We start from the raw sequence: 22,048 nt of genomic DNA, 5'->3' as shown, positions 1-22,048 counted from the left end.
GATACGTTTGGATTTGCCGTTTGTCAGCCTTGTCCAATCTGCAATAAACATGGGCAAGCCGTTCAAAAAGAATTTGAACTGTTTAAAGATCAGGTGAAAAGCAGTGCCGCAAAAACAAACAAGAAAGCGTAAATTCGGCAATCAAAAAGTTTTTGTAGACGGCTATACGTTTGATTCTAAAGCCGAAGCGCGTTATTATGAAAAACTACGAGATGCAGGGGTTTCTTTTTTACCCTTGGCTGGGAAATATTGTTTGATGCAGAAATTAATTCCTGTTCAATCTGGAACAATTTTATCCACTGGCGAAAAAATCAACCCAGTGAATTATAAAGCAGACTTTGTTTTTTATGAGGGGGCGACGATTGTGAAAGTGGTCGATGTCAAAGGCTATCAAGATAAAGAAAGTCAGCTGAAAATGAAGATGTTTGCGAAAGAATATGGCTATCCAGTTATGTTTGCAAAATATGACCGGAAAAACGATTGTTTTGAAGAAATGTCGTGTTTTGAATCTTTACGGCAACAAAATAAACGTGCCAGAGAACGACAAAAACGAAAAAAAGAAAAATTGGAGGTGAAATCAGATGCGGAAGGATGACCCTGTTCTTATTTTAGAAAATGCAAAATTTATCTGGCCATGGGAAAGAGTAGAGCAGGCCTGTCGACTTTTTGCCAAAGGGGTTAAACCCACGCAGGTAGCCCAAATAATGGGGGAAGATGTCTTAGATATTGGCCTATTGCTTCTGCATTTGATGGATAAAGGGTGGATCGAATGTGCTTGATGTGAGAGCTCTTCATGAGTTAGAACAACTCATTTCCCGACCGGATTATACCGCGAACTCCGCCGTACAAAAGCGCGTCGCAAACTTACAAAAAAAGTTGTGGGGGAAAGACTCTCTAAAAAGAAAGAAACCACAAAAAATCCGAGTTACACTAAATGGAAAGCTTGTTTTAGAAGGAACAGCGGAAGAAATTGCGGCTCGAAGTGTCTATAGCAAGAATCGGATTTGGACGATGGCGAAAAACAACGCATTCGATCGGTATGGCAAACAATACGAATATCTCGAAGAGAAGGAGGACGAGGGGTGTGGTACATGAATGGACTGTTTCACCAGAAGATTTTGATGCCATTACAAGCGGGAAAAAGAAATTTGAAATTTGTAAGCAGGATTGGAATTTTACAGTGGGCGACCTCCTCATTTTACGAGAAAGACAACAAGAAGCGGATACCGGTGATCGTTATTATGTGAGGATTACCTACATCACGCATGCGGGGCAACCAGACGGACAGGTTATTTTAGGGATTGAAGCGATTGAACCGACAGAATGGAGGGGATAAGATGAAAAATGAGTTGACGGCAGACGAATGGCGCGCACTAACGGAAGCTTTGAATTATATTAACGAGACACGTTTATACGAGGAGCAAAAGGAAATCATTCCTGCATATGAGCGCGCTGTACAGAAAGTACGCAAAGTGGAGAAGGGATTAGCATGCGCGATATAAACGATGTGGAATTGCATGACGGAGATTATATCAAATTGAGTCGGCATTCCCAAAATATGTATCAATACTTTCAAAAGAATAAATATTTCAAAAAAATCACTGGGAAGCAGCAATTGGAAACGGCCCTCTTTACGCATAAAGGGAAAATCGCAGTAGTGAAGGTGGATAAAGGATTATGGGAAAAGGAAAATCCAAAGTGAAAAAGAAAAAACGTAGACTAAAAGAAAAAGCGATGGCCAACGGCACCTACAATAAGCAAGGAAAAAGCAAGTTTGATTTTGAAGTGTTTAATGATGAGGAATTCGCTCACTGTATGGCCTTCAACCAACAAAACTATACCAAGGAACAAGCCATAAAAGAATGGCGGTCAGAATCAATGCTGGACGAAGGGGCGCCATACATGGTGGAAGAGGCCTTTGTTCGTTATCATTTTGGCATAGACGAAGACAATGAGCTCCGTAATTGCTGGTGGCTCGAACGGCGAGATTATGGGCAGTGGTCCGTCCCTGTCTGGTCCATTAAAACCCCAATCGAATATGACTAGGGACCATCGATGAATAAACAAGAATTGAAAGAGCCACTTTATTATGTTCAATTACCAGCTGTTAATTATTGAGGGGATTTATTCTGGTACAGAAGATGTAGATATGTGAAATTGAAGACTTACTAGAATATTTGCACGATAACGGACATATGTTTGCTGTTGTGAATAGTTTTGAGGAGGAAAAATAAATGAAATTCTACGAAATGAACGTCCCTTATTTTGCATTAATCGCTGCTGAAGACGAAAAACAATGCTTAGAACTTTACAATGACCTTGTTTGCGAAGTAGAGGACGAAAAAGAGTTTTTCGAGGAAATGAAAACAATGGGGAAATACGAAGCATTCAAAATGGTTGCGAACAGTCATACAGAAGAAGGGGAAACATTTGGCGCAGAAGAAGCATTTCAATATTTTGAAACTCTTGAAGCAAACGGTGAAGTATTGTTAATCGCTGGCGATTTGTTGTAGGAGGGAAACAGATCACTGGTTGACGAAGAAAAATATGTTGCCAGAAATAGAAAAATTCAACTAGTTTTTTCTAGTCGAGTTTTTCCAAATGGTATCACAGCAGGATATGCTACAGCGGAGGTTGAAAATGGATAATGAAATTTTTGTAAAAAAATGCAAACAAATGATTGTTGATTTGTATAATAAACGCAAAGGTTCTTTGCACAGAGGTATAACAGTTGATCAACTGTTTGTTGTATGGTTGAGTAAAACGTTGCAAAATAATAAAGCGTTGTTAGCTACAAAAATTGAAGGGGACGGTCTTTACTTCGAAATTACGTATAACGGTGATAAACAAGAATTTTATGTAGACGTATATAAAAAGCAAGAGAATATAGTAGTGTTAATCGATGGCGATTTGTTGCAGGAGGAAAACAGATGATACTCAAAATGATTGTAGGAGCGCTATTCTTTCTGATGACGTTGCTATTGGGATATTTGTTAGGTAAGGAAGCCGGAAGAGAAGGCAAATAAAAAGCACCAAGCTTTCGCTCAATGCTATGGGTAATATGGTACTACTATTATACCATAAGGAGTGGCTAAAATGATAGCTCCATTACCTGAAATCGATGAAAAGAAAACGAAAATGAATGCACGAAAAATCTTGTCTCAGTATCGCAAATGGGAACGTATCGCAGGAAAAGCAGCTATAGATATCAAATCACCGCTTCTTAGTGACATGCCTCGAACGTTGGGCGTGTCGATAAACAAGGCAGAAGAGGGTCTATTGGAACGTGTGCATGCTGAGAACGAACGAGATGCCATTCTAAGAGCTTTAGCATCACTTTCCTGGAGAAGTCGGAAAATACTAGCTATGACTTATTGCGAGCCTGAAAAGGCTTCTGTGTATGAAATAAGTTTAGAATTGCACTTCAGTGAAGTTCACGTGAAACGATTACGAAACATTGCATTGCTGGAATTTGCGGAAGCTTATAAGCATGGGCAATGTCTGGTTTACAAAAAATGATACTTTTTTGATACTTTTTGTTCGAAAAAAGGTGATATGATAGTAGTATCAAATAGTATATAAAAACAAGGCTAGCATACACGTTGGCCTTTTTGTATAATAGTCATTGTAGAAAAGTGAAAAGATGGTGGCTAATCTCTTAATAAAGGGGTGATGCCTATGGTTCATAGCTTTATCCCTAGAAGGGAGTAGGCATGTCTGTTTATCAAGCGTTATCGCTGATGATCGCATTTGCGACGTTAGTGCTGCTGATTACAGATCACAAGAACAAAAAATAACCATCTAACACTTTAGCAGAGAGTAGATGGTTAAACCATTGAATTAAGCTGCCGTCTTTTTAACGGTTCTACATAGGGCGTGTTTGCAGCACGTCCTTTTTCTATGTCCATTATAACATGTGAAAATAGAAAATCAATTGAGATCGCTTCGGCGGTCTTTTTGTGTGTAAAAAAGAAGCCTAACAAAAGCTAGACTTCAATATGTTTATTTGCGATTGCATCTGTTAATGTTTTTGAAAAATTAAGATGCAACTCTTTACCTAAGCGGTCAGCCCATTTAGGTATTGTTAGTGTTTTTTTTACTGGTTCTTGCTCACCAAGGTATTGAGAAATATCAACTGTGACCATCGAGATAAAGGATTTTTCAGGGTCGAATTGTAAGTCGAAATCTTTATCGTCTATAAAGGGGTTATTATCAACAAGTGACAGATTATGAATATTTGAAGGGGTAGGAACTTTTTCGTTATCTTCAACCATTGAAGCCACTGCAATTCCGAGAAATTCAGAGGCCATGGACATCGCATCTGAAATATTTTCACCTTGTGTAGCACCATAATGAATATCAGGAAAAAAAACAGAGTAGGGTACTGATGCTTTATCTGTATCATCATAATAAAACAGCGCTGGATAGGTAACTAGCATCAAAATCGCTCCTTTCAGATATTGAGGATCCGACTAAAGTAAGCCAGCATCCTTTTTTATTCCTCGTTCGGTATATTTATTTAGTTCACCGTGAGGAATAATGATAGGTCTCGCCTGTCCCGGTTTTGTCATTTTGACATGAGAACCTTTGCCTTCATCTCCAACTTTTTTGAAGCCGTGAGACTTAAGGAGCTTAACCATTTCTCTTTGTGTCATAGGCATGTGCACTTTACCTCCTGACAACAACATTATAGCACGTGCAATACGTGTTGTAAAGAGAGACGTAAAAAAACATGTATTTGTTTTGGAGGTGTGTATAAAATTGAGAGCAGATAGACACGGTGCGCATCGTGCTGTGGGATTGTGGACAAATATTGCGCACAAAAATAGACCACTACGGGCGATAGTGGTCAAGGGGTTAATAAAAAAGTGTTAGGGTTGCTTATGAACAATTATACTATGGAATTACTTGTTTAGCAACACAAAAAAGAGCCGCTGTTTCCGCAACAATCTATCTGTGAAACGCAAACAATTTATACATTACGAGGTGGTGATTAAGGATGAAAAAAAGCAATACGAAGGCGAACAGATACAACCCCACTGCTGCAGAGAAAAAACTCTTAGAAGTATTGATAAATCCGGATAACTTAGGCAAATCAGTACAAGAGTTGTGTTCGCTGGCAAAAATCGGTAGGACAAAATATTATGACGCCATGAGCAAAGATGGCTTTGTCGATTTAGTCAACGAAACAACAATGGATCTGATCAAAGGGAGAGCCTCTGATGTCCTTAACGCCACTTACAAGTATGCATTGACTGAAAAAGGGCATCAGGATCGTAAAATGATTTTGACTATTGCTGGAATCTATACAGATAAACAAGAGCTTAAACATTCTGGCGGAGTTGATATCCGGAAACAATATGGCGAAATGTCTGATGAAGAGTTAGAAGAGTTGGTGAAGCGATATGAACAAATCAACGACTCTTGACCGAATTGAGTATGTTTTAGTTCAAAGAGAATTAGCCATTCGTAAAGCAAGAAAAAATTTTTGGTTATTTTGTCGATTACTTTATCCAGATTTTTATAAAGAAGACCGCTTATATTTAAAAGACCTGTGTCAGACATTGCAAGATTTTTATGAAGATAAGATCGATAAGAAAATATTAGTCATTAATATGCCTCCGCGTCATGGAAAAACATTTACAGCTCGCTTATTTGTGCTTTGGATGTTTGGTCAAAACCCGAAAACTAAGATTATCACGGGCTCATATAATCAAATTCTTTCGTCGCTATTCGCTCAACAAACACGAGATGGAATTATGGTTGAAAACGAAAGTATAAAAAATGAGTATTTCCAAGACGTATTCCCAGAAACTTCAATTAAACAAGGAGATGCCGCTAAAGGTTTTTGGTCATTAGATGGATCAGAGGAAAAAAATTACTTGGCTACTTCTCCTGGTGGCACGTCTACAGGGATTGGTGCTAATTACGTCATTGTTGATGACATAATCAAAACTGCAGAAGACGCGTACAACGAGCGAGTGTTGAATGCTCACTGGGAATGGTACAACAATACACTTGCCCAGCGGATGGAGAGACCTCGAAAACAAATTTTGATTATGACTCGTTGGTCAAGCAATGATTTAGCTGGGAAAATGCTCGTAAAACGTAAGAATAATGTTTATCAGATATGTTATAAAACAGTTCAAGAAGATGGTTCAATGTTATGTGATGAGATCATGACTTACGACGAATACTTAGATGTAGTACAAGAAATGAATGTAGATATTGCAGAAGCAAACTACCAACAAACACCCATTGATAAAAAAGGCAGGTTGTACCAAAAATTTCTTACCTACGATACATTGCCTGATAATATTATCAAAATATGGAATTACACCGACACCGCTGATAAGGGGGCTGATTATTTTGCCTCCCCTGTTTTTGCTGAGACATCGAATCATCAAGCGTATTTATTGGATGTGTTATATACCAAAGAGCCTATGGAAGTGACAGAGAATGCTCATGCAAATATGATCATACGAAACAAAGTGAACCATGTCCGAATTGAAGGAAACAATGGCGGTCGTGGGTTTCGTCGTAATTCCGAGCGATTAGTAAAGGAGCGAGGATATTATGCTGCTTATTATGAAGATTTTCATCAATCTGCAAATAAGGAGTCTCGAATTTTATCTAACAGCGCGTGGGTTGAAAACAATGTGTATTATCCATCAGATTGGGCAACACGCTGGCCAGAATTTTATTTAGCTATGACAACGTACCAGCGCGAGGGTAAAAATACTCATGACGATGCACCAGATTCGATTACTGGTATTGCCGAAACCCTTCAGATACAAAATCCTCAAAGTTTAGAGGAACGAATGAATGCAGCCAAATTCTTCTTTGGCTAGAAAGGAAGATGAAATGGATAAAGAAATTACTTTTTTACAGGAACACCGTTACCATAAAAATGCAAATACTGTTTTTCGAATGTCTCGTGAAGATTTTGAAACAATCGAATTTGCTTCAGAAATTTGGATCCATCAATTAGAAAAATTTATCAATCGCCATAAAAGTGAACAAGTGCCACGACTGCTAGAATTGAAACGGTACTATTTGGCGGACAATAATATAAAATACAAACCAGCTAAAACGGATGAATTTGCTGCTGATAATCGCATAGCTAGTGACTTTGCACGGTATATCACCATTTTTGAACAAGGCTATATGCTTGGTCAGCCTGTGCAATACAAAAATGAAGACGAGGAGATTCAAGAACAGATTGATGATTTCTCCAAACGTAACAACGAAGACTATCACAATGTATTAATCAAGACAGATCTTTCTATTTATGGACGGGCGTATGAATTGTTAACAACGATGCTAGATGAAGCTGATCGTGCATTTGTGAAATTGGTAAAATTAAATCCAGAACAGACTTTTGTTGTGTACGATGATACGACAGATAATAACTCGCTATTCGGCGTTTATTACTACTCGATCGATTATGGGGATGGCAAAAAGAAAGATTTCGTTAACGTCTACACTAGCGACATGGTTTATATCTATTTGAATGATAATCAGGAAGACCGCGGACTGCACTTAGACGACTACGATGATTATGCTTTTGACGGAGTGCCAATCAACGAATACGCAAATAATGAAGATCGAACAGGAGCTTACGAACCTGTTTTAGATGCCATAGACGCTTATGATCTATCGCAATCAGAACTGGCAAACTTTCAACAAGATGCCATGGATGCTATTTTATTGATTACGGGAAATCCGTATACAGGAACAGCGCCAAATGACTTGGATGAGGACGGAAATGTCGTTCCTAATTCAAAACTAGCTGTTTCGTTAGCCTTTAAACGAGCAAGAATCATGATTATGGATGACAACCCAAATCCAAACGGATCTACTCCAGATGCAAAGTATTTAGTAAAAGAATATGATACAGAAGGTACGGAAACGTATAAGCAACGTCTAGTGAATGATATTCTACGTTTTACATTCACACCGGATACTTTAGATGCTAATTTTAGCGGGACGCAATCGGGCGAAGCGATGAAATACAAACTGATGGCCGCTGACAATCGTCGCGTCATGCAGCAACGTTTATTTGAAAAGGGTTTAATGCGACGATTGCGTTTAGCAGTAAATATCTGGCGGATCAAAGGAAATGATTCTGTTGCTTACGACCAAATCAATGATACGAATATCATCTTTACAGCCAATGTTCCTAAGTCAGATAGTGAGATTGTGGCATTAGCGGGTCAATTATATGGCACAGTTTCAGATGAAACGTTATTTGAAATCTTATCTACTGTTACTGGTATTGACCCGGAAGTTGAACTAACAAGAATAAAAGAAGAAGCCGAAGAAAAACCAGCACCAAGGCGTCCTGAAGTGGATGTGATTGAGGATGACCAAGAAGAAGGTGACGAAGAAATCAGCTAGTTACTGGTCCAAACGTATGGATGAAATCATGGCGTATGTCGATCGCACAGACATTGATTTCTTTGATGAATTACAAACCATTTACACAGAAAGCCGCCAGAGCGTCCAGAAAGAGATTTATGCATTCTATGCACAATATGCCAAGGAGAATAAAATCTCTTTGCAGGAAGCGAAAAAAAGGCTCATGCGAGAGGAGCTGTCTGATTATCGAATGAATGCGGAAAAATATCTCAAGCAAGTTGAAAAGGATTCGGAACTTTTAAAACGGCTGAATGAGCAGTATAGAGCAGGAAAAGTGACACGATTAGAAGCATTGCAACTTGACCTTGCTTGGCAACTGGGTAAAATGAGCGGTACATTGCATCAATCGTTTGATTCTTATCTAAAAGAAGTTGCAAAATACGCTTATCGAAAAATTGCAGGTGGTAATTCCCAAAGTACGTTAAATAAGCCAGCGTTGGAACAAATCGTAAAAACGCCATTTAATGGGAAAAACTATTCCGACAGCATTTGGGGGAATACAGACGATCTTGCGAAGGATTTAAAAAAAGTTCTTACCCAAGGGTTTATACGTGGCTCGGGTCCCGCAGATATGGCTCGTGAATTACGAAAAACGTACAATGTGGCTAAAAGTAGAGCAGAAGCAATCGTTCGGACAGATGGGACGAATGTTATCAATCTTTCCGCAGCTAAGCGTTTTGAAGAATTTGGACTAACTAGATATAAAAACAATGTTCACGTAGACAGCAGAACTACAGATATATGTCTCCAAGTACACCGAGAAGATAAATCTTATTTATTATCAGAATATCAACCTGGAGTGACTGCTCCCCCATATCATGTGAATTGCCGGACATGTATTGTTCCCGATGATTCGGAGTTAGGATTTGAAGAAAAAGATTCACTGCTATCGGTATGATGGAAGTAGCAAAATCACAACTTATTTCAGAAATGGAAGTCTAGTCAACCCCTAGGCTTTTTATTTTGTCCAAGCGTGATGACAGTAAAAGCATCGGAAGTGCAAGCATTGATCCACGAAAAAAGCTATGGAAGGAGCAACAAATCATGAAAACGAACAAGAAATTATTTATGCCATTGAATCTACAATTCTTTGCGGAAGAAAATGATGCAGATCAACCGGGAGATCAAACATCAACCGATTTTAATGTGGAGGAATTTAGCGAAGAACAAGTGGCAGTCATCAAAGAAAAGTTTGGGTTTAAAGATGATAAAGAGGTTGATTCTATCGTTAATTCTAGACGTGCTAGATGGCAAAAAGAATTAGAAGAACAAAAAAATGAAGCGGCTCGTTTAGCAAAGCTATCTGAAAAAGACCGCCAACAAGCGATTTTTGATAAGGAACGAGAAGATTTCGAAAAAGAGAAAGAAACTTTTCGAAAAGAACAATTGTTTGTTGAAAAAGGGAAACAACTTACTGCTCAAGGAATACCAGCTGATTTTGCTCATCGGATTGCTGGCGATACTGCTGAAGAAATCCTAGAGGATGTTAAAGCATTTCGTGCTGAATGGGATAAAGCAGTAGAAGCCAAAGTGAATGAACGCTTGGCGTCTAAAAGGAAAACAAAAGTTGGCAACACAAGTGGTCAAATGACCAAAGCGGAAATTATGGCAATTAAAAATACGAAAGAACGACAACGGATGATTGCCGAAAATCGAGAATTATTTTAGCTAGGAGGAAAAAGCGATGAAGAACATGTCAAAGACGAATAAAGAAAAAGTGTTAAAAATGGATTTGCAATTTTTTGCGGCTGAAACGGGATTAACCAAAATGGATGACTTGGGGGAAATCAAGTCCATCGACTTTGTGAACCGCTTTGAAGCGGGTATTAAAGAATTGCTTGCATTATTAGGTGTTACTCGGCTAGAACCTTTATCACAAGATTTGAAAATCCAAACTTATAAATGGGAAACAGATGTCAAAGATGGAAGTGTCGCAGAAGGCAAAGATATTCCGTTATCCAAAGTGACCCGTGCAAAAGATAAAGATTATACCGTTACCTTTAACAAGTGGCGTCGAGCAGTTTCTGCAGAAGCGATTGCACGTCATGGGGCATCCTTAGCGATTGATAAAGCAGATAATCGTTTGCTTCGTCAAATACAAGGAAATTTAAAGTCCAAATTTGTAACGTTTCTTGGTACAAACCCTACAAAGATTAAGGGAGTAGGTTTACAAAAAGCATTAGCTCAATCCTGGGGGAAATTAAATACATTTGAAGAATTTGATGGTGCAGATTTTGTTTCTTTTGTTAATCCAATGGATGTAGCTACTTATTTAGGTGACACCAAAGTACTTGCAGATGCTTCGAACGTATTTGGGATGACCTTACTAAAAAACTTTCTAGGTGCAAATAATGTCGTTGTATTAAATGCAATTCCAGAAGGCAAAATTTATTCTACTGCAGTAGATAATATTGTATTGGCTTACCTAGATATGAAAGCATCTGATCTTGGAGATATTTTTGTTGATTTTGTCGATGAAACAGGGTTTATCTCTGCGACTCGCGGTCGTACGTTACGCAACGCTACGTACGAATCTTTATTTATGAACGCTTTGGTTTTATTCACTGAAATTCCAAAAGGCGTTGTAGAAGCAACGATTGAAGCAGAACCTACAGCTCCTAATGATGGTGGCGCAAGCAAATAAGAAAGAGGTGGCTATTGATGTTAGAAGATATCAAGCTGTTTCTAGGTATTGCTGATGAGCTTCAAGATCCGCTGCTTAACCTTATTATTAAGGATAGTGAGCAACGGATCTTATCCATTTTAAATCAATTTGCTGTAAAGAATGATACTGAGAAGCACAAAACTATTCCAAATGATCTGATCTATATTCATAGAGATGTTGCTATCAAACGTTTTAACAAACGAAACAGTGAAGGGACTACTGCAGATAGCGAGGAAGGTCGATCCTACTCTTGGGAACCTTCTTATTTAAATGAATATCTGGATATTTTTGACGAGTATACTAAGCCTGCAATTCGTGCTGGTAAAGGCATTACGAGGTTCATATAATGAATTACAGTGATCGTGTCAAGATAACTTATGAAAGAAAAGTCCCTGGTTATCTTGGCGATGATGCTATTGAGGAAAAAGAAGTAATTGAACCATGTGGCAAAACTGGGGTATCCAATGATGAACAAATAGGCATTTTTGGAAAGTACAATCAGAAGGCTTTCAAATTGTATATTCAAGGAATTCATAAAGGATTTTCAAAAATCGAATACGACGGTTTAGCACGATCTGTTTATTCAATCAAATGGCATCGGAATTCTACAGTGGTGATTCTTGCATGAGTAAAAGTGTGAAAATTCAAGGACTAAAAGAATTTATGCGTGAAGTTAGCAGGAAAGGACCTGCTTTAGACCAAGCAATAGACAAAGAAATCAAATTGTCTGCTTTACGAGTAGAAAAACGCGCAAAAAAACTTGCTCCATGGGACACAGGATGGATGTCCAATAATATTTATGCAAATAATATCGGGTTCTTGCAAGCGGAAGTGATATCACCAGTAAACTATTCCATTTTTGTCGAATATGGGACACGGTATATGTTTGCACAACCATTTCTTTTTCCGGCAGTCTATGCAGATTGGCCTTTACTTCAGAAACGACTAACAAAATTAGTGAGAGGATGATTGCATGTACTCTCCAATGACAGAATATTTAAAAGGACTATCGAAAAAACTAGCCGCTACCCAAATCCCCGTATATTTTAAGCTCCCTGATGAAAGCATCAAGGAGCCTTTTTATGTGGTGGGTACCCACATAGGTGATGATTCGCCAAGTGCTAAATTTGGTCCAGCAATTGTAGATACAGTTCTACAAATTGATTTGTTTTATCCAACCAACAGTCGAACAAATTTAGAAGAAGCTATTTTTAAGACTAAAGTAGCATTAAACAAGCAAATCACTCATCAAGTGATAGTTGATAATTCAATTGGTAGGGAAGTCTATCATATTGTATTTAGAACAAACGATTTAATTATTTAGGAGGAGAACAATTTATGGCTACAAAAAATAATGGTGTTAAAAAGTTTAGTGGGAAAGCAATTACTGGGAAAAAAGTATGGTATTTTATTCAATCGGTCAAAGCGGAAGTTGGCTCTCCTGCGTTATTACCCGCCTTTCAAACAGAGGGAAGCGTCACTTATGGTGGGGACAATATCGATGAGCAAACCAAAATGGGGCGTATTATCATTAAATCGACAGACGAACACAGTATTGAATTGACACAATACTTTATTCCGAATGACGAATCCATCAAAGTGGTAAAAGATGCAAAGAAGAATGGGAATTCTGTCAAAGTTTGGCGTGTAGTGATTGATGAAACTGTAGCTAAACCTGCAGATGGGATAGAAGATGTAAAGCTTTATCCAGCTGAATTTGGTTATGGCATGCCGGATGATGTTGAAATTCAAGATGGAGACGATCTGGTAGAAACTTCTTACACCTTAAACATTATTGGTAAATTACAAGAAGGAGAATTTCCATTGTCAAATGATGATATCACAGCGATCGAAGCGTTGTACGACTATCAAAACCCAGGAGAAACTACAGGAGACTATGACGCGGTCCAAAAAAATCCAGTTTCTTCAGAAGAACGATAGTAAAAAGCATAGCCATCGCTATGCTTTTTACTTTTGAAAATACTAGGAGGAATAATTTATGTCATTTGATATCAATTTAAAAGGAAAAGAACAAAAAATTAAATTCAACTATATGTTAAATTTCAAAGCCAATAAAAAACTAGCGACAAAAGACAAAGAGGGGAAACCCCAAAATGACGGAGCTGGTGTTCTTTTTGTCCAAGTATTAGAAAAAGAAGACGATGCCTTGGTGAATTTGTTGCAATTAGTTGATAGTAAAGCTACTGAAAACGATGCCCTTGAAGCGATTGATAGGTATGTCCAAGAACTTATAGAAAGTGGATTAAGTGAAGAAGAAGCTTATAACCGTATTTTTGAAGATCTGAAACAGGAAATGTTAGCCTCTGGTTTTTTCGTGAGCAAGATCCGCAAATATCTAGAGAATATAGAAAAAGTGATCGAAGTGATGGTTTCACGGAAGAAAGAAGAGGACAAAATCCAAATCACGCAATTGAAAGAGTTGTCCGAACGAATCAAGAAAGAGATCTCATAGTCAATTGTGCAAGACATGGGTTAACGGACATTGATTTAATTATGAATTGTTATTTGTGGGAACTTGAAGCAATCCTTGAAGGTTTGGCTTTACGTGAATTAGATAAACAAGAACAAAATGCGATTTTTGGTTTTAATCTGCGGTATATTCTTAATGCGAAAAAACCTCAGATGAACAAAATTATGAATAAAAAGAAAGCAGAAGATAAAATAAGAAAGGCTTTCGCACGTAATCAAAGACGAGTGAGAAGGAATGATCGTCGTCTTGAAAAAGCGATGCAAGCCTTGGAACATTTTAAAAACCGGAGGTGAGAAGAGGGTGGCTGAAAATATAACAGGAGCAATCAAAGCATTAATTGGGGCAGATACTAGCGACTATAAAAAAGCAATGTCAGAAATTCTCAGTGTAACAGGTTCTACGATGAATCAATTAGCCAGCAATATGAGTCAAAGTACGAATCGCATTGTCTCTAAAGTTGGGAATATTATGAGTCAGTTGAATACAACGGTACCTTCTAAGTTAGCTGGTTTAAAGACAAGTTTAGTTGCGCCTTTTAGTACGGCGGGTGGACAAATTCAACGTGTGATTGCTTCTATCGGCGAAAAAATTCCCCAACCCATTCGAGCTGGATTTAGTAAAGTAGGGCCAATCGTTGGAGACGCATCTAGTCTAGTTGCAAAAGGTTTGAATAGAATAGTGAATTCGGCTACTTCAGTAGGAACAAGAGTAGGCAGCGGATTGACTACTGCGTTTAACAAAGCAGGAACAAAAGCAGCAAGTACGTTAAATAGTATGATCTCTAAGTCCAACAATGTGACCAATACGACAAGCGGACTAATAAAAAAAGTTATTGGAATTGGGGCTGCGTATGCGATAGCACAAAAAGGAGTATCGATGATCTCAGGTGCTATAACTGGACTAGTAGGCGATTTAAATCAAGGATCAGCCACTTGGAAAACCTTTAATGCCAATATGGAAAATATTGGTATGGGGAAAAAAGAAATTGCTGGTGTGAAAAAAGAGCTGCAGGATTTTGCAACAAAAACGATTTATTCTTCTTCCGAAATGGCAACTACCTATAGTCAGTTAGCGGCAGTAGGCATTAAGAGTGCAGATCAATTGGTTAAAGGGTTTGGTGGTTTAGCGGCTGCCGCTGAAAATCCTACTCAAGCGATGAAAACATTGAGCCAACAAGCTACACAAATGGCCGCAAAACCCACTGTTCAATGGCAAGATTTCAAGCTTATGTTAGAACAAACCCCAGCTGGTATTGCTGCTGTTGCAAAAGAAATGGGCATGTCTACCTCTGAAATGGTTACAGCTGTACAAGACGGGAAAATCAAAACAGAGGACTTTTTTGATGCAATCACAAAAGTCGGAACCAACGACACGTTTAGTAAAATGGCGACTGAGTATAAAACAGTTGGTCAAGCTATGGACGGGTTAAAAGAAACGTTAACCAATAAGTTACAACCTTCTTTTGACAAGCTTTCTCAAGTAGGAATTAATGCCATTAGTAAAATTACCGACAAAATTGATAGTTTTAACATGGCTCCTATAGAAAAAGCAATTGATAGTGTTATCCCAATTTTGGATCATTTTGTCAATGGAACAAAGCTCTCCAATGATGCTTTAACAAATATGCAAGGAATTATTTCTAAACTTCTGCCTGTAGCTGGTCTTCTAGGTGGAGCATTAACCTTGAGTGGAGCTTTGCCAGCATTGAGTGCTTTGACTAGTGGCTTTATTGGAATCTCTGGCGTTTTATCTGGTCCGGTAAAGACAGCTTTCGGATTTGTTTCAAACAATGTCAGCGGATTAATTAGTTTATTCCCTAAAATTGGCGGCGGTTTGTCGTCTGCTGCGACTGTCGGTATGGGAGCGTTAGGTGGGATGACTTCGGCAATGGCTACAATTGTGCAAGTCGCATTAGCAAACGTTGGACCTGCAGCGATACTAGGTCTCGTTGTTGCCGGATTAGGACTTGTAAACAACCAATTTGGAACACAAATTGATCAATTGTTGCAAATGGTCACTACAAAGGGTCCAGAGGTTATTTCCAGATTTGTTGGTGGGATTACGTCACAAATTCCACAACTAATCACTAGCGGAACCGAGCTAATTAGTAAATTAGCGAATACAATCGCGACAATGCTACCGGTAATTGTTCAAGCTGGTGTAGAAGTTATTGGGTCGTTAGTTGGTGGTGTAGCTCAAAACCTGCCATCATTAATTAGTTCAGCATTGACTATCATTACTACCATATTGACTTCTTTAGCTAGCGCATTGCCTCAGTTAATTGTCATGGGTATGAATTTATTATTAAGTCTAGTCAATGGTATTGTAGAAAACATTCCACAAATCGTTGGTTCAGTACAACAGATTCTGCAAGCTTTTGTGGAAAATATCGTGACGAATTTACCGCAAATCATTGAAACTGGTATTCAAATTCTATTGAGTTTAATCAATGGTCTTACACAACTATTACCTCAATTGTTACCAGTCGCTTTAGAGGCCATTTTGACCTTGATACAAGGAATCATGAATAGCATACCGCAATTGTTAAATGGTGCGGTACAAATCATCCAAGCTTTATGTAATTTTATTGTCCAAAACCTACCAATGATTTTACAAGCAGCTATTCAGATTTTACAAGCATTAGTTAGTGGTATTGTGCAGAATTTACCAAATATCATTTCTGCGGGAATTCAAATTATTTTCTCTTTGGTGACAACGATCATTCAAATGTTGCCAAGTATTCTAAAAGCTGGCTGGGATATTATAAAATCCCTCGCAAGTGGTGTGATTGAAGCAATACCAAACGTGCTGAAAGATGCTTGGGACGGCATCAAAAATGGATTTAGTAACTTATGGGATAAGATTACTGGGAAATCAAAAGAGAAGTCTACAGAAATAACTTCTACGTATTCTCAAACTGCAGAATCAATGAAGAGCAAGACAGGAGAACTTAGTTCTAGTGTTTCTGCAAGTTTTGACCAAATGGGACTAAATGCTTCCAATGCAACTTCGAAAATTAGTACTTCAGCATTAGGAGATTTTAGCTCTATTCTCAGTCAAGGAAGCTCGGACGCACAAACATTAAATGCAAATGTAACGAATGCAACACAAGCATTACAAAAGACAGGTACTGCGGATATTAGCCAATTGAATGCCTCAGGGAGCGCAGACTTTTCTGAATTGTTGTCAAGCGGAACAACTAGTATTCAAGGGTTGGAAAAAACTGTGTCGGGTTCGATGAGTGGGGCAAGTTCTAATGTAACAGCAGAAACGAAACAAATGGAAAATCAAGTCAAAGTTTCATTCCAATCTATGACAGCTGTAGCAAACTCTGGCATGAATAGTGTTAGAAATTCTATAAAGGCCGGTTTTTCTGATGTTGTTTCTCAAACGAATAGTAGCGTGAGCCAACTTAAGTCATTGATTCAATCGACAATGAATCAAATGCAACAAATTGTTATTAATGGAATGAATACTATTAGAAATGCTTTCCAATCCGGTATGACACAATCAATTCAAGTGAGTACGCAAGCCTCTTATCAAATCGTTTCAGTATTTTCTATTTTATCATCTCAACTAAACAATTTGGGCTATAACGCTGGTATAGGGCTGGCTAATGGATTGTCTAATTCTGCCGGAGCCATTTATTCAACGGCTAATGCGATTGCAAACAATGTTGCACAAACGATTCAAAGCGCATTAGACATCCATTCACCATCGAGAATTACAACTTGGATGGGGGAAATGTTAGGTAAAGGATTAGGATTAGGAATGCAGTCGATGTTTCGCTTTGTAGGAAAACAAGCAAATGAATTCGGCTCAATTATTCAAGAACAACGTTATCAAGCAGAGGCGGTAATGGTAGGAGACACAACGCTTACGAACCGAACTATTGCAACCTTTACAAGTGATATGGACAAAGATATCCGTGAATCTGAGCTGAAACAAGAAACAATTTATGTTCACAATGAAATTGTGGGAGATCGGATTTATACTACGGTCAAGCATAAAGAAGCACGAAAGAAAAATAAAGACAAATATTTCAATTAGATTAAGGGAGTGAAACAGAAGAAGTGGATGCTTTAATCACAAAAAATGGTGTTCAAACGACACTTTCTTCTATTGGGTTACTTGTTACTGATTTTCAAGATAGCTCTTCCTCTGTTACCTCCAATAGGCGAGAAGTAACCAATAGAAGTGGGTATGTTTTTTCTGGTGCCGTTCATAAAGAGAAAAAAATTAGTGTTTCTGGAACATTTATTGTCCCAAACGCTTATGCTTTAGAAGAAAAAAAGGATGAAATCAATGGGCTTATCAGTAACGATGAGCCCTTTTATATTACAAAAATGTTGCCTACTACCAATTTATATGCTTTTGAATTGCCTGGCCAAAAAACGAGTGATTTAAATTTACTTACAATTCCTCACCGACCATATAAATATCGATACAAAATAATTGTAGAAGATGAAATTTCTTATACATTTATCGGGTTCTCAGCTGCAGGCTTAAGAATGAATTTTTCTTTTGAAGGGAAAACAGCAGAATTACCGTTTGGAGAGACTATTCCCAAATCAGTTACGGTTTCTACGTTTCTTGCTTATGAAGGAACTGCTAAGTGTAGCCAATTAGAATGGCCGTGGGTGATGAAACTAACAGCTACTCAATCACAACCGGGAAAATTTTTTCTGGCAGTAGGGAGCAGGACTTTTACCTATCAAACGCAAACTGCTTTGAAGGATAGGGACATTTTGTTATTAAAAGGAGTGGAAACCACCTTAAATGGTTTAAATGTCAATGATAAAACAAATCACGAGCATTTTGTTTTAGAACCTACAAATACAAAGAAGATAAAGATTCAAACGAATTTTAAAGGGACTATTCAAGTACTTAATTTTGTAGAACTATATAAATAAATGGAATGGGGTGATAGAGGAATGAATTTCATTGACGAAAAAGGGGGATTGCATTCTGCCATTGCGGAGTGCAAAAGAACTAAAGGAGTAAATGGTGAAAAGTCTTTAAGCGGAATAATCTATACTAATGCTCAACTTTTACAAGGCATTGGGCGTGGATGGCGCATTGTCTTTGAGGATGAAAATTATTGTTTGACCTATATCAACCCAATTGATGAAGGAACACGTGTAGTTGTCGAATTTGATGCTGTACACGAATTCTTTTTCGATATGCAAAAATCTGTAGTTCATACAGTACTTAATGGTTCAAATACTGCGGAAAGGTATTTACAACATATCTTCAATGGTAGCAGCTACACGTATCGTTTAGAAGCCAAAATTCTAGCTTTTGAGAAAGAAAATTTTGGCTTAAAAAACCGTCTTACTTTATTCAAAGATTTTATCCAGTCAACAGGGGTTGAATTTTCTGTAAATGGCCGAGTGGTTCGAATTTTAGAGAAAGTAGGGACAAATTTATCAACCATTGTTAAGAAAGGTTTTAATCTTAATGAACTTCATATAGAAAAGGATACAGGATCTTTTATTACTTATATGAAAGGGTATGGAGCTTTTAAAGATTCTGAAAATCCATCAAAAGGACGGTTGGAAGTAGAATATCTAAGTCCGCTTGCAAAAATATATGGAAAACTTGAAGGAGATCCAGTTGTTGACGAACGTTATACACAAGCCAATAGCTTAGTTGAACGATTGAAAGAAGAAGTAGAATCATCTTATGGAATATCGGTAGATATAGATATGGAAGATCTGACGAAAGCTGGGTATGATTATGATCAACCTCACGAAGGCGATTATATTATGGCGATAAATCAAGACCTTGGTTTTGAGCAAAAGGTAAGGATTCTATCTTATACCACATCGTATGATGTAGAAGGACATATTGTTGAGCATGATATTTCTTGTGGACGATTAAACCTTATCGATCAATCCCAAGCAAAAGATATTTCATGGAAAAATCAAATAGAGCTGTCTATAGATAGAGCAAATGGTACGGCTAATTTTGCGTTGATTTCTGCTGATGGGAAATCAATGACATATTATGGTCCAGATGAACCAATAGGTCAAAAGTTTCATAAAGGCGACATATGGTATCAGACGATAGGGGAAAAGAATGTCTTAAAAATATGGAATGGCTCAGAATGGTGGCCAGTATTAGATGAATCGGAAATAAAAACTATTAAAAAAGAATTTGAACAACAACAATCTGAATTAGAACAAGCCAAGAAACAGACTTCAGAAAATAATGCTAAAGCTCAACAAGCGTTAATTGATGCAGGGTTTGCTAAAAATGGATTATCGGCAGTTGAAAAACAGGCAACGGAAGCCTTAAAACAAGCCGAAGAAGCCTATGATCATTTTTTAGCAACGGATGCAAGTATCACAGAATTGAAGTGGACAACTTCACAAGTTGAAAAAGTGACCAACCAACTGACAGGGGAACTTTCACAAAAAGTGAGTCAAGCCACTTTTGATCAGCTAAAAGGTACGGTAAAAAATCAAGAGGCGTTATTAAATCAGACGGCAGAAGGATTAGAAGCGAAGGCATCTATTACGTCAGTTGACGCGATCAACAAATTGGTCAGTCAACATACCACTAATTTAACGGTCCAAGGGGACAAATTACGTTCGTTAGTAACCGAAACAGATGGTGTGAAAGTAAAGCTGTCCCAACTTGAACAAACCTCTGCGGGATTCCAACGAACTGTTTTAGACCAACTAAAAGGCGTCACTTCCCAACAAACACAGTTAGCAGGTCAATATACACGCGTGATAGAAACAATCGGAGGGTTGAATGGCAAAGCGACGAATATAAATGCTGGCTGGGAAATTGGGTCTATTGCTCGTAATGGGGGGAAACCGATTGATTTTCCTACAACTGTTCGTTCCACAGGGTTTATCGAAGTTGAAGCAGAAAAACCCTATATGGTTGTGGACGGTCAAGGCGATCTAGTGATAAGTACGATGGTATTTTACGATGAAAACAAACAACTTGTTGCCTATAGAACAGAACAAACGGTTTCAAGAGCAACGAGTAGGTCACACTATTTGAAAGTCGTTGTTTTAAAGGGCGATCAACCATTACATGCAATTGATTATGCCGTCATTCAAAGTGCGCAACCACAGAAAGCAGCTATACCGATTCGTTCTCAACTCACACAAACGGCGGATCGTTTTAATGTTACCGTACAAAAAGGTGATATTATTGCTCAGTTGAATATCGAAGCGGGCCGTACTTTGATTCAGAACAAGCAACTTGTTTTAGATGCAGATACAGTTACATTTACTGGAGAAGCGTTTATTCCAATGGCAAAGATTAAAGATCTAAAGGTAGATGCAGCTAAAATATATGGTACATTAAATGCAAAAAACGTTACAGTCACTAATTTAGATGCGACCAACATTAGTAGTGGCTATATCAACAACGAACGTCTTCGTTCACGATCGATTACTGCGGATAAATTGGCAGCCAATGCGATTCAAGTCGGATTTAACAATTATAGTCAAAATCTTCAATTGAATCCGTGGTCTTTAGACTTTCGTTCTAGGAACACTTTAACTGGCCGGTTGACGAGTAAAGGCATGGAGTTTTGGCACGGTACAAGAAAAATTGGGCGCATGGGAGAAAACTCTAAATCAGGGAAAGACAATGTTCGTGGTATTGTGATGGATTTGGAGTACACAGGTGATTTTGTTGGTTGGAGTTATATGAAGCACGCTAATGATCAAGCTTATACATCAATGTTATTACTTGATCCTAAAGGGAAGTTTACCGGAAAATCAGGTATTCATATGGATGCCGATGTTTATCTATCAAGAATCAAACCTAATTATTCAAATGCAAAAGAATTTTTAAAGTTTGCAACGATAAATTACAGCAATTACACTTATTCTGGGTTATTTAATGTTAGTGGAAAATCAGGAATATTTATGGGAGGTAACTGGTTATACTTGTTGCACGATAATCGAGTGATTCCTGTAGAGGAAATTAGGAAAGTGGTTTATGCACTTAAAGGGTTAGGGAAAATACATTTACCGACCAGTTTTTTCGCTAGTGGTGGCGGTGTGCGAAACTATAAAACAATTACTTTATAAAGAGGAGCATTTATATTTATGAAATTAACGGTACTTCAAATTTTAGAATTAGAAACAGGCTTATTTGAACTAAGCGAAAAGGAATTGCCAATTGCGACAAGTTTAAAAATCAATCAGGCAATCACGAATTTAGGAGCAGTTACTCACTCGATTCGTGAGACTGCAAAACCTATCTTGGAATTGGAACAAAATCAACAAAATGAAAAGTTGAAAGAATTATATCAAGAAGAGATGGGGGTTGATCTTCCTCAAGTGAGTACAACAGATTTTGGAGAAATAACCATTCGTGCGAGAACACTGCATCAACTGTCGCCAATTTTAAAAGAGGAGGAAACATTCGATGAAAATTAGAATGACTGAAATGAACTATGTATTTAACGAAGAAGACGAAACGGAAGCAATCGAAGT

General features: G+C 37.9%; 30 protein-coding genes. 28 read left to right on the top strand and 2 right to left on the bottom strand.

Going from position 1 to position 22,048, the window contains the following annotated elements; translation table 11 throughout:
• The first annotated feature begins 103 nt into the window (after positions 1 to 103).
• From IGI65_RS00150 to IGI65_RS00100, 11 genes are all read left to right on the top strand, one after another.
• Entirely contained in the window at positions 104 to 595 is a 492-nt protein-coding gene (locus IGI65_RS00150) for a DUF1064 domain-containing protein (protein ID WP_438772863.1), read from the top strand.
• Entirely contained in the window at positions 582 to 779 is a 198-nt protein-coding gene (locus IGI65_RS00145; RefSeq protein ID WP_010747088.1) for a hypothetical protein, read from the top strand. The genes IGI65_RS00150 and IGI65_RS00145 overlap by 14 nt, the downstream gene beginning before the upstream one ends.
• Positions 772 to 1,095: a hypothetical protein gene (locus tag IGI65_RS00140; protein ID WP_071865143.1), complete on the top strand. Its 324-nt coding sequence runs from the start codon at positions 772 to 774 to the stop codon at positions 1,093 to 1,095. The genes IGI65_RS00145 and IGI65_RS00140 overlap by 8 nt, the downstream gene beginning before the upstream one ends.
• The gene (locus tag IGI65_RS00135; RefSeq protein WP_010747086.1) at positions 1,085 to 1,336 is read left to right on the top strand and encodes a DUF3850 domain-containing protein; all 252 of its coding nucleotides are present in this window, start codon (positions 1,085 to 1,087) and stop codon (positions 1,334 to 1,336) included. The genes IGI65_RS00140 and IGI65_RS00135 overlap by 11 nt, the downstream gene beginning before the upstream one ends.
• Position 1,337: 1 nt before the next feature.
• Positions 1,338 to 1,502 carry a hypothetical protein gene (locus IGI65_RS00130; protein WP_010747085.1) on the top strand — a complete coding sequence of 55 codons (165 nt, stop codon included), beginning with the start codon at positions 1,338 to 1,340 and terminating at the stop codon, positions 1,500 to 1,502.
• Positions 1,490 to 1,702 (top strand): hypothetical protein, encoded by a 213-nt coding sequence (locus tag IGI65_RS00125; protein WP_010747084.1) that lies wholly within the window; start codon positions 1,490 to 1,492, stop codon positions 1,700 to 1,702. The genes IGI65_RS00130 and IGI65_RS00125 overlap by 13 nt, the downstream gene beginning before the upstream one ends.
• Positions 1,678 to 2,046, top strand: coding sequence for a hypothetical protein (locus IGI65_RS00120; protein WP_438772862.1), 369 nt, complete (start codon positions 1,678 to 1,680; stop codon positions 2,044 to 2,046). Before IGI65_RS00125 ends, IGI65_RS00120 begins: the two co-directional genes overlap by 25 nt.
• 188 nt (positions 2,047 to 2,234) lie before the next feature.
• A complete protein-coding gene (locus IGI65_RS00115) occupies positions 2,235 to 2,513 on the top strand; it encodes a hypothetical protein (protein WP_438772861.1) in 279 nt (92 codons plus the stop codon).
• Between the two features lie 127 nt (positions 2,514 to 2,640).
• A complete protein-coding gene (locus IGI65_RS00110) occupies positions 2,641 to 2,934 on the top strand; it encodes a DUF6275 family protein (protein WP_438772860.1) in 294 nt (97 codons plus the stop codon).
• A 162-nt stretch (positions 2,935 to 3,096) separates the two neighbouring features.
• The gene (locus IGI65_RS00105; protein WP_438772859.1) at positions 3,097 to 3,519 is read left to right on the top strand and encodes an ArpU family phage packaging/lysis transcriptional regulator; all 423 of its coding nucleotides are present in this window, start codon (positions 3,097 to 3,099) and stop codon (positions 3,517 to 3,519) included.
• Positions 3,520 to 3,713: 194 nt separating this feature from the next.
• The gene (locus IGI65_RS00100; protein WP_219924597.1) at positions 3,714 to 3,797 is read left to right on the top strand and encodes a putative holin-like toxin; all 84 of its coding nucleotides are present in this window, start codon (positions 3,714 to 3,716) and stop codon (positions 3,795 to 3,797) included.
• Positions 3,798 to 3,986: 189 nt separating this feature from the next.
• Here the strand turns inward: IGI65_RS00100 and IGI65_RS00095 are convergent, their stop codons facing one another.
• Positions 3,987 to 4,439 (bottom strand): type II toxin-antitoxin system HicB family antitoxin, encoded by a 453-nt coding sequence (locus IGI65_RS00095; RefSeq protein ID WP_095006624.1) that lies wholly within the window; start codon positions 4,437 to 4,439, stop codon positions 3,987 to 3,989.
• Between the two features lie 33 nt (positions 4,440 to 4,472).
• Positions 4,473 to 4,661 (bottom strand): type II toxin-antitoxin system HicA family toxin, encoded by a 189-nt coding sequence (locus IGI65_RS00090; RefSeq protein ID WP_010747075.1) that lies wholly within the window; start codon positions 4,659 to 4,661, stop codon positions 4,473 to 4,475.
• Positions 4,662 to 4,999: 338 nt separating this feature from the next.
• Here IGI65_RS00090 and IGI65_RS00085 point away from each other — a divergent pair, with 338 nt between their 5' ends.
• The 17 genes from IGI65_RS00085 to IGI65_RS00005 all read left to right on the top strand — a co-directional run bounded on the left by IGI65_RS00085 (position 5,000) and on the right by IGI65_RS00005 (position 21,991).
• Entirely contained in the window at positions 5,000 to 5,428 is a 429-nt protein-coding gene (locus IGI65_RS00085; RefSeq protein ID WP_438772858.1) for a phBC6A51 family helix-turn-helix protein, read from the top strand.
• Positions 5,406 to 6,851, top strand: coding sequence for a phage terminase large subunit (terL, locus tag IGI65_RS00080; RefSeq protein WP_438772857.1), 1,446 nt, complete (start codon positions 5,406 to 5,408; stop codon positions 6,849 to 6,851). Before IGI65_RS00085 ends, terL begins: the two co-directional genes overlap by 23 nt.
• Positions 6,852 to 6,864: 13 nt before the next feature.
• Positions 6,865 to 8,400 (top strand): phage portal protein, encoded by a 1,536-nt coding sequence (locus IGI65_RS00075; RefSeq protein WP_438772856.1) that lies wholly within the window; start codon positions 6,865 to 6,867, stop codon positions 8,398 to 8,400.
• The gene (locus tag IGI65_RS00070; protein ID WP_438772855.1) at positions 8,366 to 9,319 is read left to right on the top strand and encodes a minor capsid protein; all 954 of its coding nucleotides are present in this window, start codon (positions 8,366 to 8,368) and stop codon (positions 9,317 to 9,319) included. The genes IGI65_RS00075 and IGI65_RS00070 overlap by 35 nt, the downstream gene beginning before the upstream one ends.
• Positions 9,320 to 9,465: 146 nt before the next feature.
• Positions 9,466 to 10,089, top strand: a complete 624-nt coding sequence (locus IGI65_RS00065) for a DUF4355 domain-containing protein (RefSeq protein ID WP_438772854.1) — start codon at positions 9,466 to 9,468, stop codon at positions 10,087 to 10,089.
• A 16-nt stretch (positions 10,090 to 10,105) separates the two neighbouring features.
• A complete protein-coding gene (locus tag IGI65_RS00060; RefSeq protein WP_438772853.1) occupies positions 10,106 to 11,065 on the top strand; it encodes a phage capsid protein in 960 nt (319 codons plus the stop codon).
• 17 nt (positions 11,066 to 11,082) lie between these two features.
• Positions 11,083 to 11,433, top strand: a complete 351-nt coding sequence (locus IGI65_RS00055) for a phage head-tail connector protein (RefSeq protein ID WP_010747067.1) — start codon at positions 11,083 to 11,085, stop codon at positions 11,431 to 11,433.
• On the top strand, positions 11,433 to 11,714 hold the full coding sequence (locus IGI65_RS00050; RefSeq protein WP_095006628.1) for a hypothetical protein: 282 nt from the start codon (positions 11,433 to 11,435) through the stop codon (positions 11,712 to 11,714). Before IGI65_RS00055 ends, IGI65_RS00050 begins: the two co-directional genes overlap by 1 nt.
• Complete coding sequence (locus tag IGI65_RS00045; protein WP_095006629.1) at positions 11,711 to 12,055, top strand: HK97 gp10 family phage protein; 345 nt, start codon at positions 11,711 to 11,713, stop codon at positions 12,053 to 12,055. Before IGI65_RS00050 ends, IGI65_RS00045 begins: the two co-directional genes overlap by 4 nt.
• A 4-nt stretch (positions 12,056 to 12,059) precedes the next feature.
• A complete protein-coding gene (locus IGI65_RS00040; protein ID WP_438772852.1) occupies positions 12,060 to 12,410 on the top strand; it encodes a hypothetical protein in 351 nt (116 codons plus the stop codon).
• Positions 12,411 to 12,424: 14 nt separating this feature from the next.
• The gene (locus IGI65_RS00035; protein WP_438772851.1) at positions 12,425 to 13,027 is read left to right on the top strand and encodes a phage major tail protein, TP901-1 family; all 603 of its coding nucleotides are present in this window, start codon (positions 12,425 to 12,427) and stop codon (positions 13,025 to 13,027) included.
• A 58-nt stretch (positions 13,028 to 13,085) separates the two neighbouring features.
• Complete coding sequence (locus IGI65_RS00030) at positions 13,086 to 13,559, top strand: tail assembly chaperone (RefSeq protein ID WP_438772850.1); 474 nt, start codon at positions 13,086 to 13,088, stop codon at positions 13,557 to 13,559.
• 41 nt (positions 13,560 to 13,600) lie between these two features.
• Positions 13,601 to 13,870, top strand: a complete 270-nt coding sequence (locus IGI65_RS00025; protein ID WP_095006631.1) for a hypothetical protein — start codon at positions 13,601 to 13,603, stop codon at positions 13,868 to 13,870.
• The gene (locus tag IGI65_RS00020) at positions 13,812 to 17,627 is read left to right on the top strand and encodes a tape measure protein (RefSeq protein WP_438772849.1); all 3,816 of its coding nucleotides are present in this window, start codon (positions 13,812 to 13,814) and stop codon (positions 17,625 to 17,627) included. Before IGI65_RS00025 ends, IGI65_RS00020 begins: the two co-directional genes overlap by 59 nt.
• 23 nt (positions 17,628 to 17,650) lie before the next feature.
• Positions 17,651 to 18,490: a phage tail domain-containing protein gene (locus IGI65_RS00015; RefSeq protein WP_095006633.1), complete on the top strand. Its 840-nt coding sequence runs from the start codon at positions 17,651 to 17,653 to the stop codon at positions 18,488 to 18,490.
• A 21-nt stretch (positions 18,491 to 18,511) separates the two neighbouring features.
• The gene (locus IGI65_RS00010; RefSeq protein WP_438772848.1) at positions 18,512 to 21,640 is read left to right on the top strand and encodes a phage tail protein; all 3,129 of its coding nucleotides are present in this window, start codon (positions 18,512 to 18,514) and stop codon (positions 21,638 to 21,640) included.
• A gap of 18 nt (positions 21,641 to 21,658) precedes the next feature.
• A complete protein-coding gene (locus IGI65_RS00005; RefSeq protein ID WP_438772847.1) occupies positions 21,659 to 21,991 on the top strand; it encodes a hypothetical protein in 333 nt (110 codons plus the stop codon).
• The last annotated feature ends 57 nt before the right edge of the window (positions 21,992 to 22,048 follow it).

This window comes from Enterococcus sp. DIV0755b, from assembly GCF_051713765.1.
Classification (GTDB): domain Bacteria; phylum Bacillota; class Bacilli; order Lactobacillales; family Enterococcaceae; genus Enterococcus_C; species Enterococcus_C canintestini.
Note: the sequence above shows the minus strand (reverse complement) of the source record. Positions and strands in the feature narration are given on the sequence as shown.

What these genes read in the sequence shown, in the direction of transcription:
- IGI65_RS00145 (WP_010747088.1), top strand. Translation starts at nt 582, where the DNA reads ATGCGGAAGGATGACCCTGTTCTTATTTTAGAAAATGCAAAATTTATC.
- IGI65_RS00130 (WP_010747085.1), top strand. Translation starts at nt 1,338, where the DNA reads ATGAAAAATGAGTTGACGGCAGACGAATGGCGCGCACTAACGGAAGCT.
- IGI65_RS00125 (WP_010747084.1), top strand. Translation starts at nt 1,490, where the DNA reads ATGCGCGATATAAACGATGTGGAATTGCATGACGGAGATTATATCAAA.
- IGI65_RS00120 (WP_438772862.1), top strand. Translation starts at nt 1,678, where the DNA reads ATGGGAAAAGGAAAATCCAAAGTGAAAAAGAAAAAACGTAGACTAAAA.
- IGI65_RS00115 (WP_438772861.1), top strand. Translation starts at nt 2,235, where the DNA reads ATGAAATTCTACGAAATGAACGTCCCTTATTTTGCATTAATCGCTGCT.
- IGI65_RS00110 (WP_438772860.1), top strand. Translation starts at nt 2,641, where the DNA reads ATGGATAATGAAATTTTTGTAAAAAAATGCAAACAAATGATTGTTGAT.
- IGI65_RS00105 (WP_438772859.1), top strand. Translation starts at nt 3,097, where the DNA reads ATGATAGCTCCATTACCTGAAATCGATGAAAAGAAAACGAAAATGAAT.
- IGI65_RS00100 (WP_219924597.1), top strand. Translation starts at nt 3,714, where the DNA reads ATGTCTGTTTATCAAGCGTTATCGCTGATGATCGCATTTGCGACGTTA.
- IGI65_RS00095 (WP_095006624.1), bottom strand. Translation starts at nt 4,439, where the DNA reads ATGCTAGTTACCTATCCAGCGCTGTTTTATTATGATGATACAGATAAA.
- IGI65_RS00090 (WP_010747075.1), bottom strand. Translation starts at nt 4,661, where the DNA reads ATGCCTATGACACAAAGAGAAATGGTTAAGCTCCTTAAGTCTCACGGC.
- IGI65_RS00085 (WP_438772858.1), top strand. Translation starts at nt 5,000, where the DNA reads ATGAAAAAAAGCAATACGAAGGCGAACAGATACAACCCCACTGCTGCA.
- terL (WP_438772857.1), top strand. Translation starts at nt 5,406, where the DNA reads ATGAACAAATCAACGACTCTTGACCGAATTGAGTATGTTTTAGTTCAA.
- IGI65_RS00075 (WP_438772856.1), top strand. Translation starts at nt 6,865, where the DNA reads ATGGATAAAGAAATTACTTTTTTACAGGAACACCGTTACCATAAAAAT.
- IGI65_RS00070 (WP_438772855.1), top strand. Translation starts at nt 8,366, where the DNA reads ATGACCAAGAAGAAGGTGACGAAGAAATCAGCTAGTTACTGGTCCAAA.
- IGI65_RS00065 (WP_438772854.1), top strand. Translation starts at nt 9,466, where the DNA reads ATGAAAACGAACAAGAAATTATTTATGCCATTGAATCTACAATTCTTT.
- IGI65_RS00060 (WP_438772853.1), top strand. Translation starts at nt 10,106, where the DNA reads ATGAAGAACATGTCAAAGACGAATAAAGAAAAAGTGTTAAAAATGGAT.
- IGI65_RS00055 (WP_010747067.1), top strand. Translation starts at nt 11,083, where the DNA reads ATGTTAGAAGATATCAAGCTGTTTCTAGGTATTGCTGATGAGCTTCAA.
- IGI65_RS00050 (WP_095006628.1), top strand. Translation starts at nt 11,433, where the DNA reads ATGAATTACAGTGATCGTGTCAAGATAACTTATGAAAGAAAAGTCCCT.
- IGI65_RS00045 (WP_095006629.1), top strand. Translation starts at nt 11,711, where the DNA reads ATGAGTAAAAGTGTGAAAATTCAAGGACTAAAAGAATTTATGCGTGAA.
- IGI65_RS00040 (WP_438772852.1), top strand. Translation starts at nt 12,060, where the DNA reads ATGTACTCTCCAATGACAGAATATTTAAAAGGACTATCGAAAAAACTA.
- IGI65_RS00035 (WP_438772851.1), top strand. Translation starts at nt 12,425, where the DNA reads ATGGCTACAAAAAATAATGGTGTTAAAAAGTTTAGTGGGAAAGCAATT.
- IGI65_RS00030 (WP_438772850.1), top strand. Translation starts at nt 13,086, where the DNA reads ATGTCATTTGATATCAATTTAAAAGGAAAAGAACAAAAAATTAAATTC.
- IGI65_RS00025 (WP_095006631.1), top strand. Translation starts at nt 13,601, where the DNA reads ATGAATTGTTATTTGTGGGAACTTGAAGCAATCCTTGAAGGTTTGGCT.
- IGI65_RS00020 (WP_438772849.1), top strand. Translation starts at nt 13,812, where the DNA reads ATGATCGTCGTCTTGAAAAAGCGATGCAAGCCTTGGAACATTTTAAAA.
- IGI65_RS00010 (WP_438772848.1), top strand. Translation starts at nt 18,512, where the DNA reads ATGAATTTCATTGACGAAAAAGGGGGATTGCATTCTGCCATTGCGGAG.
- IGI65_RS00005 (WP_438772847.1), top strand. Translation starts at nt 21,659, where the DNA reads ATGAAATTAACGGTACTTCAAATTTTAGAATTAGAAACAGGCTTATTT.